The following is a 16,879-nucleotide window of genomic DNA, read 5'->3' on the forward strand; positions in this document are numbered from 1 at the left end:
CCCGTGCCCCCGGGGCTTCCCCCGCCCGGCCCGGGACGCTGCCCGGGCGCGCGCGGCGGCGGTATCCTGGCGCGTCGACATTCCGGGGAGGCCTCCGATGGCGAGCCAGAAGCGCGTGGGCGTCGTCCTGTCCGGCTGCGGGTTCCTGGACGGCGCCGAGATCCACGAGGCGGTGTGCACCCTGCTCTCGCTCGACCGCCGCGGCGCGAAGCTGATCGCGACCGCGCCCGACGTCGAGCAGCTGCAGGTCGTCGATCACGTGAAGGGGGCGCCGGCCGAGGGCGAGCGGCGCCGCGTCCTGGCGGAGGCGGCCCGCATCGTGCGCGGGCAGATCACGCCGCTCTCCGCCGTCTCCGGGCGCGACCTCGACGCGCTGGTGTTCCCGGGCGGCTTCGGCGCGGCCAAGAACCTCTGCACCTTCGCGGTCGAGGGCCGGGCCATGCGCGTCCTGCCCGAGGTCGAGCGGATCGTGCGCGAGGTGCGCGGCGCCGGCCGGCCGATGGGGTTCATCTGCATCGCCCCGGTGATCGCGGCGCGGATCCTCGGACCCGAGGGGGTCAAGCTCACCATCGGGAACGACCGCGACACCGCCGCCGCGATCGAGTCCTGGGGCGCGCGCCACGTGGACTGCAAGGTGGAGGACGCGGTGGTGGACGAGCGGCTGAAGGTCGCGAGCACGCCCGCCTACATGCTCGGCCCCTGGATCGCGCCGGTCGCGACCGGGATCGACAAGCTGGTCTCGGCGGTGCTGGAGATGGCCTGACGGTCCCCTGCCGGCGGGAGGAAAGGCCCTGAATTGATGCACGTCAACCGGGGACGCCGGTCAGGGCCCCCGTGCGACAATTCTTCCGACCCCCCCTGAATATCGAGTAATGTCGCGCGTCCGATAGCCGGGCGGGCTGGTCCGCCCCGATTCCGAGGAGCCCCACGTGACCAAGTACCTCGCTGCGCTGTTCGCCGCACTGACCGTCGCCGTCGTCGCCGTCGCCGCCGAGCCGCCCGCCACCCTCACCCTCCAGGCCAAGCCGGGCAACGTGACGTTCCCGCACAAGGCGCACGCCGACAAGCTCGGCAAGTGCGAGACCTGCCACGCCACCGCGGCCGGCGGGAAGATCGAGGGCTTCGGCAAGGACAAGGCGCACGGCCTCTGCATCGAGTGCCACAAGAAGGAGGCCAAGGGCCCGACGAAGTGCGCGGAGTGCCACAAGAAGGCGTAGCCGCACCGCTTCGCCGCCGCACCGAGGGGCCGCCGCGCGCGGCCCCTCTTCATTTGCGCCGCTTTGACCAATGGTGCGGGCCGGTGTGTTCAATCCGCGCCTGCGCCCGCGCGCGCATGCGCGCACTTGCCGCAGGTGCCCGGGAGAATGCGCGGGCTAGAGTGCCCGTCCAATTCGCGACGGGAATGGACCCGTCCGCTCTCACCAGGGGTACATCCCAATGAAGCTCCTCGCTTCGATCGTGGCCGCCTTCCTGCTCACCGGCTCCGCCATGGCGGCCGCGCCCGCCGCGCCGACCGTGCTCAAGGCGAAGAACGGCGACGTGACCTTCAACCACAAGACCCACGCGGCGGTGAAGTGCGAGGCCTGCCACGCGACCGCCGCCGGCGGCAAGATCGAGGGGTTCGGCAAGGAGAAGGCGCACGCGACCTGCATCGAGTGCCACAAGAAGGAAGCGAAGGGCCCGGCGAAGTGCGCCGAGTGCCACAAGAAGGCGTAGCGACTCCGTCGGCCGGCCGAGCCCGGCCGCGACCGCAGCGCGAGGGGGCCGGGCGACCGGCCCCCTTCCTTTCACTCCAGCGACTTCTTCCAGCCCGCCAGCAGGTTGAGCGCGTCGAGCGGGCGGAGCGCGTCGAGGTCGAGGGCGCGGATCGCCTTCGCGACCTCGTCCGCCGCGGGATCCGCCGGGGCCCCGCCGCCGAACAGGCCGAGCTGCGCGACGGGCGGCCCGGCGCGGCGCCGACGGCCGCGGGCCAGCGCGGGGTGGCCGCCCTCGTCCACCTCCATCGCCTCCAGGTTCTTCAGGATCTCCCGGGCCCGCGCCAGCACCTCGGCCGGCAGGCCCGCCAGCTTCGCGACCTCGATGCCGTAGCTGCGCGACGCCCCGCCCTGCACCAGCTTGCGCAGGAACACCACCCGGTCGCCCACCTCGCGCACCGCGACGGTGAGGTTGCGCACCGCCGGGCGCTCGCGCGCGAGGTCCTGCAGCTCGTGGTAGTGCGTGGCGAACAGCGTGCGGCAGCCGGTCTCGTCGTGGAGGTGCTCCGCGACCGCCCAGGCGATGGACACGCCGTCGAAGGTGGAGGTGCCGCGGCCGATCTCGTCGAGCACCACCAGCGAGCGGCGGGTGGCGTTGTGGAGGATGGCCGCGGTCTCGGTCATCTCCACCATGAAGGTGGAGCGGCCGCGCGCCAGGTCGTCGGAGGCGCCCACCCGCGTGAAGATCCGGTCCACCAGCCCGATGCGCGCGCGCCGGGCCGGCACGAACGCGCCCATCTGCGCGAGCAGCACCACCAGCGCCGCCTGGCGCATCACCGTGCTCTTGCCGGCCATGTTCGGCCCGGTGATGACCAGCAGCGCGCCGTGCTCGGCGCACTCCGGCGCGCCGCGCGACGCCACCAGCACGTCGTTCGGGACGTACGCGGCCGGACCGTCCGGGAGCACCGCCTCGACCACCGGGTGGCGCCCATCCACGATCTCGAGCGCCTCGGACGCGTCCACCTCCGGCCGGACGTAGCCGCGCTCCGCCGCGACGCGCGCCAGCGAGAGCAGCGCGTCGGCGGTGGCCACCGCGTCCGCGGCGGTGCGCACCCGGGGCGCCTCGGCGGCGACCGCCTGGCGCAGCGCCTCGAACAGCCGCTCCTCCAGCGCCGCCCGCCGCTCCTCGGCGGTGAGGACCTTCTCCTCGAAGCCCTTCAGCTCGGGGGTGACGAAGCGCTCGCCGCCGACCGTGGTCTGCCGCCGCTCCCAGTCCTTCGGGACGAGGTGCAGGTTGGGCTTGGTGACCTCGAGGTAGTAGCCGAAGACCTTGTTGAAGCGGACCTTGAGCGAGCCGATCCCGGTGCGCTCGCGCTCCTTCGCCTCCAGGCCGGCGATCCACCCCTTGCCGTCCTCGGCGATGGCGACGATCTCGTCCAGCTCGGCGGAGTGGCCGCGGCGGATGATCCCGCCCTCGCGCAGCGTGGCCGGCGGCTCCTCCGCGACCGCCGCGTCGAGGTGCGCCGCGAGCGCCTCCAGGCCGCGCAGCCGCCCGCCCGCCTCGCGCAGCAGCGCGGCGCCGCGCGCCTCGAGCACGTCCGCCAGCGCCGGCAGCGCCAGGAGCGCGCCGGCCAGCGCCCGCAGGTCCCGCGCGTTCCCCTGCCCCAGCACGAGCCGCGAGAGCAGCCGCTCGAGGTCGGCGACCGGCCGGAGCGCCCCGGCCAGCTCCTCGCGCGCCACCGAGGCGCCGGAGAGCTCCTCCACCGCGTCGAGCCGCGCGCCGATCCGCGCGAGATCGGTGAGCGGGTAGCGGAGCCACTCCGCCAGGCGCCGGCCGCCGGGCGCGGTCACGGTGCGATCGAGGAGCGCGAGCAGCGTCCCCTTCTTGCGGCCGCCGGAGAGCGTCCGCTCCAGCTCGAGGTTGGTGCGGGTGGCCTCGTCGAGCAGGAGGACGTCGTCGGTGGAGAGCCGCGAGATCCGGTCCACGTGGCGCGGCGCCGCGCGCTGCGTGTCGGCGAGGTAGGCGAGCGCGGCCGCGGCCGCGGAGAGGCCCAGCGGCAGCCCGGAGACGCCGAAGCCGTCCAGGCTGGGCACGCCCAGGTGCCTGCGCAGCCGCTCCTCGGCGCGCTCGAACTCGGCCGCGCCGCGGCGGGCCGCCGGCGCGCCCACCGCGCGCGCGATCGCCTCCGTGCGCGCGCCGTCGGCCGCGTCCGAGAACACCAGCTCGCGCACGCCGGCGCGCCGCAGCTCGTCCACCAGCCGCTCGTCGCCGTCCACCTCGCCGCACTGCAGCTGCCCGGTGGACGCGTCCAGCAGCGCCAGCCCGGCGCGCCCGCCCTCCAGCGCCACCGCCCCCAGCCAGCTCGCCTCGCGCGGATCGAGCACCTGGTCGTCGAGGACCATGCCCGGCGTGACCACGCGGGTGACCTCGCGCTTCACCAGTTGCGACTTGCCCGGCTCCTCCACCTGGTCGCAGATCGCGACCTTGAACCCCTTCTCCAGCAGGCGCGCCACGTAGCCCCGCGCCGCGTGGTACGGCACGCCGCACATCGGGACCTTGTCGTCGCCCTTGGAGCGCGCGGTCAGCGTGATCTGCAGCGCCTCGGACGCGGTGAGCGCGTCTTCGAAGAACATCTCGTAGAAGTCGCCGAGGCGGAAGAACAGGATGGCGTCGGGGTACCTCGCCTTGGTCTCGAGGTACTGCCGCATCATCGGCGTGTGCGCCTGGGCGATCTCCGGCATGGGCGATGGGTTCTACCGCATGCCGGGGCCGCCGTGCACGGGCCGTGGCCACCCCCCGACCCCGGTGTTACAGTCGCGGGCCATGCTCGGGCGGGCGTTCCAGGATCTCAACCGGCTGCGCCAGATCTCGGCCGCCATGGCCCGCCACGGCTTCGGCGCCTACCTCGAGCGGATGCGCCTGCGCGACGTGCTGGGGCGCGACGCGCCGCCGCCGGGCGAGCCGCTCCCCGCCCCGGATCGCACCACCGCCGCCCGCTTCCGCACCATGCTGGGCGAGCTCGGGCCCACGTTCATCAAGCTCGGGCAGCTCCTCTCCTCCCGCCCCGACGTGCTGCCGTCGCACTGGGTGGACGAGCTGGAGAAGCTGCAGGACGCCTGCCCGCCGGTGGGCGTCGCCGAGATCCGCGAGGAGATCGAGCGCGGCCTGGGCCGGCCGGTGGAGACGCTGTTCGCGGAGCTCGACCCGGCGCCGCTCGCCAGCGCGTCGATCGCGCAGGTGCACCGCGCCACCACGCACGAGGGCGTGCGGGTGGTGGTGAAGGTGCAGCGCCCCCGCATCCGCGAGCAGATCGAGTCGGACCTGGCGCTGCTCCACGACCTCGCCGGCCTGCTCGAGGCGGTGATCGAGGAGACCGGCATCTACACGCCCACCGGCGTGATGGAGGAGTTCGACCGGACCATCCACGAGGAGCTGGACTTCTCGAACGAGGCCCGCAACGCCACCGCCATGTACGAGGCGTCCGCCGGCCGCGACTTCCTCGTGATCCCGCGCGTGCACCGGGCGCTGTCCTGCGACACGGTGATCACGCTCGACTACGTGGACGGCGTGAAGGTCTCCGACGTCACCGCCGAGGCCGGCTTCGACCTCGAGCGGGTGGCGCGCAACGTCATCGAGGCGTCGTTCCGGCAGCTGTTCGAGGACGGCCTCTTCCACGGCGACCCGCACCCGGGGAACATCCTGGTGCTGCCGGGCGACCGCATCGCCCTGCTCGACTTCGGCCTGGTGGGCCGGCTGTCGCGCGTGCAGCAGGAGGCGCTCGTCACGCTCATCGTGGCGGTGGCGCTGCGCGACCCGGAGACCGTGGCGCGGGTGCTGAACCCGGATCGGCGTGCCGGACGCGCGCGCGCCCATCACCGAGTTCCGCGAGGACATCCGCGCCATCCTCGACCGCTACCTCGGGCTGCGGCTGGACGAGATCCGCAGCGCCACGCTGCTGCGCGACCTCCTCGACCTCGCCATCCGCCACCGCATCCGCATCCCCAAGGAGTACGCGGTGCTGGCGAAGGCCTCGATCACCATCGAGGGCATCATCCGCCGGCTCTACCCGAAGCTCGACATCCTCGAGGTCGGGCTGCCCTACGCGAAGGAGCTGCTGCTCTCGCGCTTCAACCCGTCCGACGCCTCCGGCCTGCTGATGCGCTCGCTGCTGAAGCTGCAGGGGCTGGCCGAGGACGTGCCGACCCAGCTCTCGCAGATCCTGGTGGACCTCGAGGGCGGCAAGTTCCGCGTGAACGTCGCCTCCGACGCCATCGACCGCATCGGCGGCCACGTGCGGGCGCTCGGGGTGCTCGTGTTCCTCGGCCTGCTCGCGGCCGGCCTCACCGTGGGCGGGCTGGTGGTGCTGGCGGGCGGCGAGGGCCTGCTGGGCGGGCTCGCACTGGGCGCGGCGGCGCTGCTGTGCGCGTTCGCGGCGGCGTACCACCTCGCCACGCTGCGCATGCGCAAGATCTCGCTGCGCCGCTGGCTGAAGCGCTGAGCCGGCCGGCCCCGCTCAGCCGCGCTCCTCCGCGCACGCGAGCGCGGCGACCGTCCCCAGCCAGGCGAGGTCCACCGCCGCCGAGACGCCGGTCGCCGCCACGGCCAGCATCAGCGTCGCGCCGGCCACCGCCAGGCCCGGGCCCGCGGCGGCGGCCCCGGGCAGCGCGCCCCCGAACCCCTCGACCATCGCGGGCGCGAGCGCGCCGGCGATCCCGAACGCGATCGCGGCGAGCACGAACGTGCCGGGGCGCGCGAGCAGCCGCCGCGCCGCCGCGGCGAAGGCCGCGCCGGCCGGCTCGTCGAGGAGCGCGGCGCGCGCCACCGCGGCGTCCACCGCCACCGAGAGCGCGACGGGCACCGCCACCGCCAGCGTGAGCGCGAGCGCCGCCGCGGCCGCGAGCGGCACCGCGCCGGGCCCGCCGCCGGCGCCGGCCAGCCGCGCCGTCCCGAGCGCGAGCGCCGCCGCGAACAGGCCGCCCGACACCTCCGCCACCAGGCCCAGGAGCGCGGTCGCGAGCACCCGCGGCAGCCGGTACGCCACCCCCGCCGCGAAGCGATCCGGGCCGCCGCGCTCGCCGCGCATGGCGGCGCCGAGCGCGGGCAGCGCGCCCGCGAGCCAGGCCACCCGCAGCAGCGCGCCCGCCACCCGTCCGGCCAGCCACAGCCCGCCCGCGATCGCGAGCGCGCGCGGCGCCCAGGCGACCGCCGCCATGCCCCGCACCGGCGCGACCGGGTCGAGCGGCGCGGCGCGGGCGGCCTGGAACGCGGCCTCGGCGAGGATCCCCCAGGCGAATGCGAGCGCGGGCCAGCCGAGCGCGCGCCGCAGGCCGGCGACGGCGAGGCCGGGGGCGACGAGCCAGGCCTCGCGGGCCAGCGCGCGCACGCCGAGCGAGAGGGCGGATCCGAGGGTGGGCGGCACGGCCGGACCGTATCCCCGCCCCGCGCCCCGGGCAACCGGGCCGCCGGCCGGGCGTTTGCTTGTCTTCTGAACGCCGAGCCAGTATACCGATGTTCAGGAGGTGGCTCCATGGAAGGGTTGACCGACCGCCAGCTCGAGGTGCTCCGCTTCATCGCCTCGCAGATCGAGGACCACGGTTACCCGCCCACGATCCGCGAGATCGGCGAGGCGCTGGACATCCGCTCCACGAACGGCGTCAACGACCACCTCAAGGCGCTCGAGCGCAAGGGCTACCTCACGCGCGATCCGGTGAAGTCGCGCGCGCTCATCCCGACGTCCGCGGCGCGCGAGGCGCTCGGCGGCGGCGCCGAGACCGGCTCGAACGTCGTCCCGCTGGTGCGCGGCCCGGCCCGCCCCGGCAGCCGCATGATCGAGATCCCCATCGTCGGCCGCGTCGCCGCCGGCATGCCGATCCTCGCGCAGGAGCGCGTCGAGGACACGGTGCAGGTGGACGCGTTCCTGCTCGGCACGAACAAGAAGGTGTACGGGCTGCGCGTCCAGGGCGACTCGATGATCGGCGACGGCATCCTGCCCGGCGACTACGTCTTCGTGAAGAAGCAGCTCAACGCCGACGACGGCGAGATCGTGGTCGCGATGATCGACGACGAGGCCACGGTGAAGCGCGTCTACTTCGAGGGCGACCGCGTGCGCTTCCAGCCGTCGAACCCGCGCATGGCGCCCATCTACGTCCGCCACTCCGACTTCCGCAGCACGATGATCCTCGGCGTGGTGGTCGGCGTGTACCGCAAGCTCACCTGACCGCGCGGCGGCCGGGCCGCCGGGCGATGCTCGTACGGCCGCCGCCTGCGACGGGTCCTGCCCACCAGGGCGAGCCCGCCCTCGGCTTACCTTGCCCTTCCTGCACGCCTATCTTGCGCACAGGTCCTACGGACCCTGCGGAGGGGAGGCGGCATGGCGAGGTCGAGTGGCAGGCTGGACGCCGCGCGCAAGGCGTACCGGGAGGCGCTGGAGGCCGCACGCGCGCAACCCACGCCCGAAGCGTGGGCCCGGCTGCTCGCGGCCGGGAAGGAGCTGTCGGCGGCGGAGGACCCGCGGTCCCGCAGCAGGCGCGGGCGCAGGCCGGAGCCGCGCGCCAGCGAGGGCGGCACCGAGGCCGCCGATCACCTCGAGGGGATGGACTAGCGGCAGCGCCGCTGGCCGGACGTGCGGTCGAGGGGGTCGCACGTCCGGTCACCGGCGCGTCCTGCCGGTGCCGCGGTCACTGCCGCGTCTTCGCCTGGCGGACGTAGCGGTCGAGGTCCTCCCGGTCGATGAGCGAGAGGATCTCGATCTCGTTCTGGCGCTCGCCGCGCCGGTACAGCAGCCGCACGTCGGTCGCGACCCGCACGCGGTAGTAGCCGGGCAGCCCCTCGAGCGGCAGCGCGCGCAGGCTCGGGTGCCGGTGGTCCTGCGCCAGCAGGGCCGCCTGCTTGAACGCGGCGCGCTGGATCCGGCGATCCCAGCCGGCGAGCGAGTCGTAGAACTCGCGGGTGTACACGGGCATGAGCCACGACGCCGGCGCGTCCTCCGGCTCGTCCGCCTCGACGCCCGCGGCCGCCGGCGCGCCGGCCGGCGCCGCCTGCGCCGCGGCGCGCGCCTCGCGCAGCGCCGCCTCCAGCTCCGCCTCGCGCGCGGCCTGCCGCGCCACCTTCGCGTCGAGCGCGGCCACCCTGCCCTCCAGCTCGCGCGCCGCGGCGCGATGCCTCGACGCCTCCGCGGCCGCGTCGGTGGCCTGCGCCGCCGCGAGCGCCGCCTCGGCCCGCTCCCGCGCCCGGCCGGCCGCCTCCGCCGCCTCCCGCGCGCGCGCGGCGTCGTCCACCGCCTGCGCGGCCCGGGCGCGCGCCTCCTTCAGCCACTCCTGGAGCTTCTCGCGCTGCTCCTCGCCCTTGCGCCGCACCGACTCCACCTGCTGCTCGGCGCGCTCGAGCGACTTCTCCAGGGCCTGCACGCGCGCGGCGGCCGCGGCGGCCTCCTGCTCCGGCGAGGGCGCCTTCGCCTCCGTGCCCCGCGGCGCCGCGCCCTCCGGCGCCGGCCCGTAGTACTCCTTCGCGAGCTGCTCCAGCACCGGGAGCGCGCGCTCGCGCACCGCCGGCGCCGGGTCGGCCAGCACGCGCCAGAGCGCGAGCGGGAGGCCGTGGTCCGAGCTGCCCACCGCGAGCAGGTCGTCCGCGTCGCGCGGCTCGAGCGGCGTCACCGGCAGCGGCATCCCGCCGAACTCCTTCCGGAGCACGTCGAGCACGCGCGCCCGGGTGGCGGGCGCGGCGCGGATCTCGTCCGCGAGCACGTCGCAGCGCTCGACGTCGGAGAGCGCGTCGGTGCGGAACCCGGGCACGCTCAGCCCGAGCTCCTTCACGAGCGCGCGCGTCTCGTCGGGGAGGAGCGCCACGTAGAGCAGGACCGACAGGCCGTCGCGCGACAGCTCGTGCAGCGGCGCGTCGCCGGACGGATCCGGGAGCGGCGGCGGCGGGGGCGGCGCAGCCGGGCGCGGGCGCGCGGCGCGCCGCGGCGCCTTCGCCTTCGCGGCGCCCTCTCCGGCCGCGGCGGCCGTCGGCTTCGCCTTCCCGGGCTTCCTCGGCTTCGCGGCCTCGGCCGCGGCGGGCTTCGCCGGCCTCGCCGGCTTCGCCTTCGGGGAGGCCACGGGCTACTGCGCCGCCTCGCGGACCTCGGCCTGGTACACCGCGCCGGGCGGGATCTTCCAGGGCTCGGCGACCGGCATGGAGACGTGGAAGGCGGCCGGGACCGACGAGCCGCCCGCGCCGCGCACGTTCACGCCGAGGTCGAGCTCCACCGTGGCCGCCTCGCGCGGCAGCAGCTCCACCCACCAGGTGCCGAACATCACGCCCGGCGGGAAGTCCTCCACGAAGCGCTCGGCGTCCACCAGCTTCTGGTACGGCTCGCCGGGGCCGCTCATCTCGCCGTAGGGCTTGCCGGCCGCGTCGAGGAAGCGGAAGCCGATCTTGTCGAAGGACACCGGCGAGATGACCCGGGTGACGGTGCGGTCGCCGGTCTTCTCCCGGTCCACCAGCCGCGGCGCGCCCCACAGCGCGAAGTCGATGCGCAGCCCCGGGCCGCCGCCGGGCGACGCGCCCGGCTCGATGGCGACGAGATCGAGGCGCAGGCCGTTCGCCTGCACCGACTGCACCGGCGCCCAGCGGGCCTTCAGGAGCGCGGCGCGCCCGTCGGCGTACTTCTGGAAGTCCTCGATGGCGGCGCGGTCCTTGTCCGCCAGCTTGCCCTTGCGCTCCGCCTCGGCGGCGGCGAGCGCCGTCGGCGCGGCCTCCACGCCGGGGAAGCGGGCCCGGATCTCCTTCAGGCCCTCGGAGTACCAGCCCAGCAGCGAGGTGGCCTCGTCGGACCACTGCACCGCGCGCTCCGGCGGCAGGGCGCGCGCCAGCGCGGCGCGCTCGGCGAACTCGCGCTTGAGGCGCGCGCGCTCCAGGCGCGACTCGGCGGTGGCCTGCGCGGTGCGCTGGCCGGACAGGACCGAGGCGCCCCCGAGGATCGCGAGCCCGAGCGGCAGCACGACGATGAGCAGCTTCTTCATGGGTTCACTCCGTGCCGGCGACCAGGGCCTCGACGCTGCGGACCCCGGTGCGATCGACCTCGTACAGGTAGGCGCGGGCCCTCCGGACCGGCTCGTCGGCGGTCCGCGACGCCGAGCCCGCGCAGAGCACCGGCGTCGGCCCGGCCGCGCCGGGCAGGTCCACCCGGAACGCGGTGTGGCGGTGCCCGTGCAGCACCGCCGCGACGGGGACCTCCGCCACCAGCCGGACCACCTGGTCCGCGTCGGCGAGCGGCATGCGGCAGACGTGCGCGTCGGACGGCACGCGCTCGGGCGGGAGCACCACGTGGTGGTGGAACGCGAGCAGCACCGCCCGGCCCAGCCGCGCGTGCTCGCGCGCCAGCTCGCGCGCGGCGCGGAGCTGCTCGCCGCCCAGCCGGCCGGGGGTGGTCCAGGGGTCGTCGCCGTAGCGCGCGCTGTCGAGCGCGATCAGCACCGCCTCGTCGCCGAGCGGGACCACGTGCGGATAGGACGGCGCGGCCTTCTTCATGCCCTTGCCGTCCGGGCCGAGCGCGCGCAGGAAGCGGCCCGTCTCCACCGCCTCCTCGGTCCAGACGTCGTGGTTGCCCGGCACCACCGTGAGCTTGCCCGCCTCGGCGAACGGCCGGAGCAGCTCGGCGGCGCGCTCGAACTCGCGCGGCTCGCCCGAGAACGTGAGGTCGCCGGTGACCACCAGGTGGTCCACCCCGATCTCCCGCAGCGCGTCGAGCAGCCCCTTGGCCAGGCGCGCCGAGTGGCGCTCGCAGTCGCGGGCCGTGAAGCCGTTCCGCGGGTACCGGCCGCGGTCGGCCACGTGCAGGTCGCTGATGTGACCGAGGCGGAGGATGCGGGCTCCTGGGAGGGGGTGCGCGGAACCGGACGGAACGCGCGGTGGATGCTATCGACCCCTCCAGCGTGCGTCAAACGAAGCTCGGGCCGGTCGCACCCGCGGTGGGAGCGTGCGCGGGGGCCGCCGGCGGCGCTGCGAGCGGAAGCACGAGGCGAAGCACGCGTCCGCGCCCGGGTGCGGTCTCCTCCTCCACCCGCGCACCCTCGGGGCCGAGCGCCGCACGTGCCAGCGCCGCCGCGCCCGCCTCGCCGGCGCCCCGTCCGCCGGCGCGCCCGAGCTCCAGCACCGCCGCGCCCCGGCGCACCGCCACGGTGGCGGTGAGCTCGCCGCCCGCCGGCAGCGCCTCGCACATGGCGCGCAGCAGCTCGCGCAACATCGCGCGGAGCCGCGCCTCGTCGGCCAGCACCGGCGCCGGCTCGAGCGTCGCCCGGACCCGCACGCCGGGCGGGAGCTGGGCCGCGAGCTCGCCGAGCGCGGCGGCGAGATCGACCGGCCGGGCGGCGCTCCCGCCCGAGCTCGCCCCGAGCGCGCCGAGGCGCCGCTCCAGATCGCCGAGGGCGCCCTCGAGCCGCGCCAGCTCCCCGGCGCCGAGCGCCAGGCGGGGCGCGAGGAGCCGCAGCATGGAGGCCGCGGTGGAGGCCCGCGCCAGCGGCTCGCGGAGCGCGGCGGCGATCGCGCCGAGATCCGCGGAGCACGCCCCCGCGCCGGGCCGCGCCGGCGGCAGGGGCGGCGGGGTGGGCCGCGGGAGCGCCGGCTCGGGTCGCAGCACGGCGAGATCGCGCGGGGGCCGCGAGGACACCCGCACCACCACCGCGCGGGCCGCCGCCGCGCCGCCCCGGGTGCGCAGCTGCACGCGCGCGGCGCTCGGGCCGCGCGCCGCGCCCCGCTGCAGCACCGCCAGGTCCTCCCCCAGGATCACCGACGCCTTGGCCCCGCGCAGCCGGTCCGGGGCGAGCCCGGCCAGCGCCGCCGCCTCCGCGTTCCCGGCCACCACGAAGCCCTCGGGGTCGAGCAGCAGCGCCGCGTCGCCGAGCGCCCCCGGCACCTGCGCGAGGAGCGCCCGCGCCTCGGCAGGCACCCCCGGCCGGCGGGTGCGCAGCAGCAGGGCGAGCAAGGTCACCGCCAGGACGGCGAGCGTTCCCGCGCCGATCGCGAGCGCGGTCTGACCCGGCTGCACGGGTGCGAAATTGCCCACGCGCTTGCCCTTCGGGAAGTCGGTCTTATCCAGAGGGCATGACTGCCAAGCGCGCGTGGTCGCCCGCCGATGGGCCCGGGGTGGCACCCGAGCAGCTGCCCGCCCGGAGCCGGTACGTGTCGGGCTCCGGCGACGACGAGCGCCGCACCGGCCTGTGGGCGCCCAGCGAGGGCCCGGTTCGCCGGGATCCCGGGGGCCCCGGCGGCGAGCCGGACGGGAAGACCATCTCTCGCCCCGGACGGACGGCCCTGAACGAGCGCTGACGGGCGCGCGGCCCCTGCGGCTGGACGTGTCGCCGCGCGCGGCGGATCGCGCGCGCGGAAAACGGGCGCAAGCGCTCGGAAGACCACTTGCTTCTTGTTGATAACGGCGCAGGCGACGGGTATCCCTGATCGGTGCGCGAGCGGAAGGAGACGGCGATGTCCGAGAAGGAAAAGAAGGGCGCGGGGGCGGGGGCGCAGGTGGCCCCGGCCATGGGACCTCCGGTCCTCATCAACAAGGAGGACATCCCGGCGGTGCTGCCGATCCTCCCGCTGCGGAACTCGGTGTTCTTCCCCGGGGGCGTCCTGCCCCTGGCGGTGGGCCGCCAGAAGACCATCGCGCTCATCAAGGACGCGGTCCGCGACGAGCAGGTCATCGGCGTGGTCACCCAGCGCCGGGCCGAGGAGGAGGACCCGGGCGCGGCCGACCTCTACACGGTCGGGACCGTGGCGCGGGTGGTGAAGCTCCTGAAGATGGGGGAGGACAACTACTCGCTCGTCGTGCAGGGGCTCGCCCGGTTCAAGGTGCTCGAGCTGGTGCAGGAGAGCCCGTACCTCAAGGCGCGCATCGAGGCGGTCGAGGACCGCTCGGTGGTGGACGACGTCGAGGTCGAGGCGCTCGCCATCAACCTGAAGAAGCTGGCGCGCGAGGTCATCGAGCTCATGCCCGAGCTCCCGGCCGCCGCGACCGAGCTGGTCGAGTCGATCACGCACCCGGGCCACCTCGCCGACCTCATCGCGGCGAACGTGGACGTGCCCATCGAGGAGAAGCAGCAGGTCCTCGAGACGGTGGAGCTCAAGGCGCGGATGAAGCTCGTGCTCGAGCTGCTCAACCGCAAGCGCGAGATCCTGAAGCTCTCGAACAAGATCGACTCCGCCGTGAAGGGCGAGATGTCGAAGACGCAGCGCGAGTACTACCTGCGCCAGCAGCTCAAGGCCATCAAGGAGGAGCTCGGCGAGCTCGGCGAGGAGGAGGAGGAGCTCGACGAGCTGCAGGAGCGGCTGAAGAAGGCCGGGCTCCCGCCCGAGGTGGAGAAGGTCGCGCAGAAGGAGCTGAACCGGCTGAAGTCGATCCCGACCGCGAGCTCCGAGTACACGGTGGCGCGGACGTACCTCGACTGGATCGCCGACCTGCCCTGGACCAAGCGGACCGACGACAACCTCGACATCGAGAACGCGCGGCAGATCCTCGACACCGACCACTACGGCCTGGAGAAGATCAAGAAGCGCATCCTCGAGTACCTGGCCGTCCGCAAGCTGAAGAACGACATGCGCGGGCCCATCCTGTGCTTCGTGGGCCCGCCGGGCGTCGGGAAGACCTCGCTCGGCCAGTCCATCGCGCGCGCCACCGGCCGCAAGTTCGTGCGGCTGTCGCTGGGCGGCGTGCGCGACGAGGCCGAGATCCGCGGGCACCGGCGCACCTACGTGGGCGCCCTCCCCGGCCGCATCATCCAGTCGATGAAGAAGGCCGGGACGGTGAACCCGGTGATGATGCTCGACGAGATCGACAAGCTCGGGGCGGACTTCCGCGGCGATCCCTCGGCGGCCCTGCTCGAGGTGCTCGACCCCGAGCAGAACCACGCGTTCTCCGACCACTACCTCGACCTGTCCTACGACCTGTCGAAGGTGATGTTCATCGGCACCGCGAACCTGCTCGATCCCATCCCCGGCCCGCTCAAGGACCGCATGGAGATCCTGGAGCTGCCCGGCTACACCTTCGAGGAGAAGGTGCACATCGCGCAGAACCACCTCATCCCGAAGCAGCTCCGGGAGCACGGGCTCAGCGCCGACGCCATCGCAATCACCGAGAAGGCGCTCATCAAGATCATCATGGCGTACACGCGCGAGGCCGGCGTCCGCAACCTCGAGCGGCGCATCGCCGACGTCTGCCGCGCCATCGCGGTGGAGGTGGCGAGCGGCAAGATCGGCGCGGCCGCCAAGCGCGCCATCGAGGAGTCCGACGTCCTCGAGATCCTCGGGCCGGAGAAGTTCTACAACGAGACCGCCGAGCGGACGGAGATCGCCGGCGTCGCGACCGGGCTGGCCTGGACGGCGGCCGGCGGCGACATCCTCTTCATCGAGGCCACCAAGATGCCGGGCAAGGGGGCGCTGACCCTCACCGGCCAGCTCGGCGACGTGATGAAGGAGTCGGCGCAGGCGGCGCTCTCGTACCTGCGCTCGAAGTCCGACGGGCTGGGCATCCCGCCCAACTTCCTCGAGCGGACCGACCTGCACATCCACTTCCCCGCGGGCGCGATCCCGAAGGACGGCCCCAGCGCCGGCGTCACCATCCTCACCGCGCTCGTGTCGCTGCTCACCGGCATCCGGGTGCGCTCCGACGTCGCCATGACCGGCGAGGTCACGCTGCGCGGGCTGGTGCTCCCGGTGGGCGGCATCAAGGAGAAGGTGCTCGCCGCGCACCGGGCCGGCATCAAGCGGATCATCATCCCGGCCCGCAACGAGAAGGACCTGCTGGACGTGCCCGAGCAGGCGCGCAAGGAGGTCGAGTTCGTCTTCGCGGCGCACATGGACGAGGTGCTGGCGGCGGCGCTGGAGGAGAACCCGGTCGGCCGCAAGCCGCCGGCGGCGCCGGAGCCCGAGGGCGAGAAGAAGCCGGGCGCGACGCCCACGCCGCCCGCCAAGAAGCCGGACGAGATCCGGGTCTAGCCCGCGGACGGATCCTTCGACGGGGCCATGGGGCCCGGGGCGGCGCGGTCCCCCCGGGCCCCTGTTACACTCGCGGCATGGCGGGGGTGGCGCTCATCACGGGCTCCGGCGGCGCCGTGGCCGACGCGGTCGCGGCCGAGCTCGCGCGCGCCGGCTGGAGCCCGCGCCCGGTGGCGCTGTCCGCCGAGGGGTTCCGCGGCGCGGGCGACGTGCCGGCCCGCGCGGTCGTGCACCTCGGCGTGCGGACCCCACGCGATCTCCCGGAGCCGGCCCGCATCGCGGTGGAGGCCGGCGCGGCGCGCGCGGCCGCCGAGCTGGCGCGCCGGGCCGGCGCCGCGCGGCTGGTCCACGTCTCCACCGCCGGCGTGTACGGCCGCCCCCGCAACCTGCCCTGCCGCGAGGGCGAGCTGAAGGCGCCGCGCACCGCGCACGAGCGGGTCCGCTGGGCGGCCGAGCAGGCGAGCTGGGCCGCCTTCCGCAAGGGGGCGCCGCTCACGGTGCTCCGCCCCACGGTCCTCTACGGTCCGTCGCTGCGCGGCGGCCCGCTCCGCGTGCTCGCGCTGGTGGCGCTCTTCAACCAGCGGCGGCGGCGCGTGCCCATCATCCGGCGCGGCCCGGTTGCGCACCTGCTCCACCTCGACGACCTCGCCCGCGCGGTGGTCCACGTCCTCGAGCACCCCGACGCCGGCGCGGTGCGCGGCCGCGCCTTCAACGTGGCCGACGACGCGCCGCTCCCGCTCGCCGAGCACCTCGCCGCCGCGCTGACCGCGCTCGGCTACGAGCCCGGCCGCATCCTCCCCACCGCGCCGCGCCTCACCTCGGCGCTGCTCTGGCTGGTGCGCCACGTGCCGGATCGCGCGCTGCTCGCCCGCGTCAACGGGCGGCTCGCGCGCGGCTGGGGGCGGCTCTCGTCGCGCACCGGCGTGGGCCCGGCGCTGGTGCCGCGCATCGAGCGCGAGGCGCTCCACTGGATGAGCGCGGACCACTACTACGACACCTCGCGGCTGGCGGCCCTCGGCTGGCGCCCGCGCCACCCGATCTCGACCGCGGCCATGCCGGACACGGTGCGCGCCCTGGTGTCGGATCACCTGCTCCCCGGCTCGGGGGCGGGCGCCCTGCCCGCCTGGTAGGGGGCGCGTCCAACCCGCCCCTGACCGCGGTGGACGACTTGTGGCCGGCCCCGGGCGGCCGTGTCATAGTGGCGCCCCTCACC

Annotated in this window: 14 protein-coding genes and 1 pseudogene; 9 read left to right on the top strand and 6 right to left on the bottom strand. The window is 75.3% G+C overall.

Annotated features, from left to right (window positions below; all coding sequences use genetic code 11):
- Nucleotides 1-97: 97 nt before the first annotated feature.
- The 3 genes from elbB to ACOQFB_RS10440 all read left to right on the top strand — a co-directional run bounded on the left by elbB (nt 98) and on the right by ACOQFB_RS10440 (nt 1,716).
- A complete protein-coding gene (gene elbB, locus ACOQFB_RS10430) occupies nt 98-763 on the top strand; it encodes an isoprenoid biosynthesis glyoxalase ElbB (protein ID WP_421610923.1) in 666 nt (221 codons plus the stop codon).
- A gap of 166 nt (nt 764-929) precedes the next feature.
- A complete protein-coding gene (locus ACOQFB_RS10435) occupies nt 930-1,217 on the top strand; it encodes a cytochrome c3 family protein (protein WP_011420752.1) in 288 nt (95 codons plus the stop codon).
- Nucleotides 1,218-1,437: 220 nt separating this feature from the next.
- On the top strand, nt 1,438-1,716 hold the full coding sequence (locus tag ACOQFB_RS10440) for a cytochrome c3 family protein (protein ID WP_059439292.1): 279 nt from the start codon (nt 1,438-1,440) through the stop codon (nt 1,714-1,716).
- 71 nt (nt 1,717-1,787) lie between these two features.
- Here the strand turns inward: ACOQFB_RS10440 and mutS are convergent, their stop codons facing one another.
- Nucleotides 1,788-4,436: a DNA mismatch repair protein MutS gene (gene mutS / locus ACOQFB_RS10445; RefSeq protein ID WP_421610922.1), complete on the bottom strand. Its 2,649-nt coding sequence runs from the start codon at nt 4,434-4,436 to the stop codon at nt 1,788-1,790.
- A gap of 82 nt (nt 4,437-4,518) precedes the next feature.
- Here mutS and ACOQFB_RS10450 point away from each other — a divergent pair.
- Nucleotides 4,519-6,193, top strand: a pseudogene (locus ACOQFB_RS10450) (ABC1 kinase family protein).
- 15 nt (nt 6,194-6,208) lie between these two features.
- Here ACOQFB_RS10450 and ACOQFB_RS10455 read toward each other — a convergent pair.
- The gene (locus tag ACOQFB_RS10455) at nt 6,209-7,114 is read right to left on the bottom strand and encodes a hypothetical protein (RefSeq protein WP_421610921.1); all 906 of its coding nucleotides are present in this window, start codon (nt 7,112-7,114) and stop codon (nt 6,209-6,211) included.
- Between the two features lie 108 nt (nt 7,115-7,222).
- Here ACOQFB_RS10455 and lexA point away from each other — a divergent pair, with 108 nt between their 5' ends.
- Both lexA and ACOQFB_RS10465 read left to right on the top strand, forming a co-directional pair.
- Nucleotides 7,223-7,912, top strand: a complete 690-nt coding sequence (gene lexA, locus ACOQFB_RS10460) for a transcriptional repressor LexA (RefSeq protein WP_421610920.1) — start codon at nt 7,223-7,225, stop codon at nt 7,910-7,912.
- Nucleotides 7,913-8,065: 153 nt separating this feature from the next.
- Nucleotides 8,066-8,296, top strand: coding sequence for a hypothetical protein (locus tag ACOQFB_RS10465; protein ID WP_421610919.1), 231 nt, complete (start codon nt 8,066-8,068; stop codon nt 8,294-8,296).
- 76 nt (nt 8,297-8,372) lie between these two features.
- Here the strand turns inward: ACOQFB_RS10465 and ACOQFB_RS10470 are convergent, their stop codons facing one another.
- From ACOQFB_RS10470 to ACOQFB_RS10485, 4 genes are all read right to left on the bottom strand, one after another.
- Nucleotides 8,373-9,791, bottom strand: coding sequence for a type II toxin-antitoxin system RelE family toxin (locus ACOQFB_RS10470; protein WP_494492561.1), 1,419 nt, complete (start codon nt 9,789-9,791; stop codon nt 8,373-8,375).
- Nucleotides 9,792-9,794: 3 nt separating this feature from the next.
- A complete protein-coding gene (locus ACOQFB_RS10475; protein ID WP_421611012.1) occupies nt 9,795-10,697 on the bottom strand; it encodes a hypothetical protein in 903 nt (300 codons plus the stop codon).
- A 4-nt stretch (nt 10,698-10,701) separates the two neighbouring features.
- Nucleotides 10,702-11,508, bottom strand: coding sequence for a metallophosphoesterase family protein (locus ACOQFB_RS10480; RefSeq protein ID WP_059439591.1), 807 nt, complete (start codon nt 11,506-11,508; stop codon nt 10,702-10,704).
- A gap of 106 nt (nt 11,509-11,614) precedes the next feature.
- Nucleotides 11,615-12,739: a hypothetical protein gene (locus ACOQFB_RS10485; protein WP_421611013.1), complete on the bottom strand. Its 1,125-nt coding sequence runs from the start codon at nt 12,737-12,739 to the stop codon at nt 11,615-11,617.
- A gap of 38 nt (nt 12,740-12,777) precedes the next feature.
- Here ACOQFB_RS10485 and ACOQFB_RS10490 point away from each other — a divergent pair, with 38 nt between their 5' ends.
- The 3 genes from ACOQFB_RS10490 (at nt 12,778) to ACOQFB_RS10500 (ending at nt 16,796) form a co-directional block, all read left to right on the top strand.
- Complete coding sequence (locus tag ACOQFB_RS10490) at nt 12,778-13,002, top strand: hypothetical protein (RefSeq protein ID WP_059439320.1); 225 nt, start codon at nt 12,778-12,780, stop codon at nt 13,000-13,002.
- A gap of 156 nt (nt 13,003-13,158) precedes the next feature.
- The gene (gene lon, locus ACOQFB_RS10495; RefSeq protein WP_059439323.1) at nt 13,159-15,666 is read left to right on the top strand and encodes an endopeptidase La; all 2,508 of its coding nucleotides are present in this window, start codon (nt 13,159-13,161) and stop codon (nt 15,664-15,666) included.
- A gap of 77 nt (nt 15,667-15,743) precedes the next feature.
- Nucleotides 15,744-16,796, top strand: a complete 1,053-nt coding sequence (locus ACOQFB_RS10500) for an NAD-dependent epimerase/dehydratase family protein (protein ID WP_421611014.1) — start codon at nt 15,744-15,746, stop codon at nt 16,794-16,796.
- The last annotated feature ends 83 nt before the right edge of the window (nt 16,797-16,879 follow it).

The organism is Anaeromyxobacter sp. Red801, assembly GCF_049201065.2.
Classification (GTDB): domain Bacteria; phylum Myxococcota; class Myxococcia; order Myxococcales; family Anaeromyxobacteraceae; genus Anaeromyxobacter.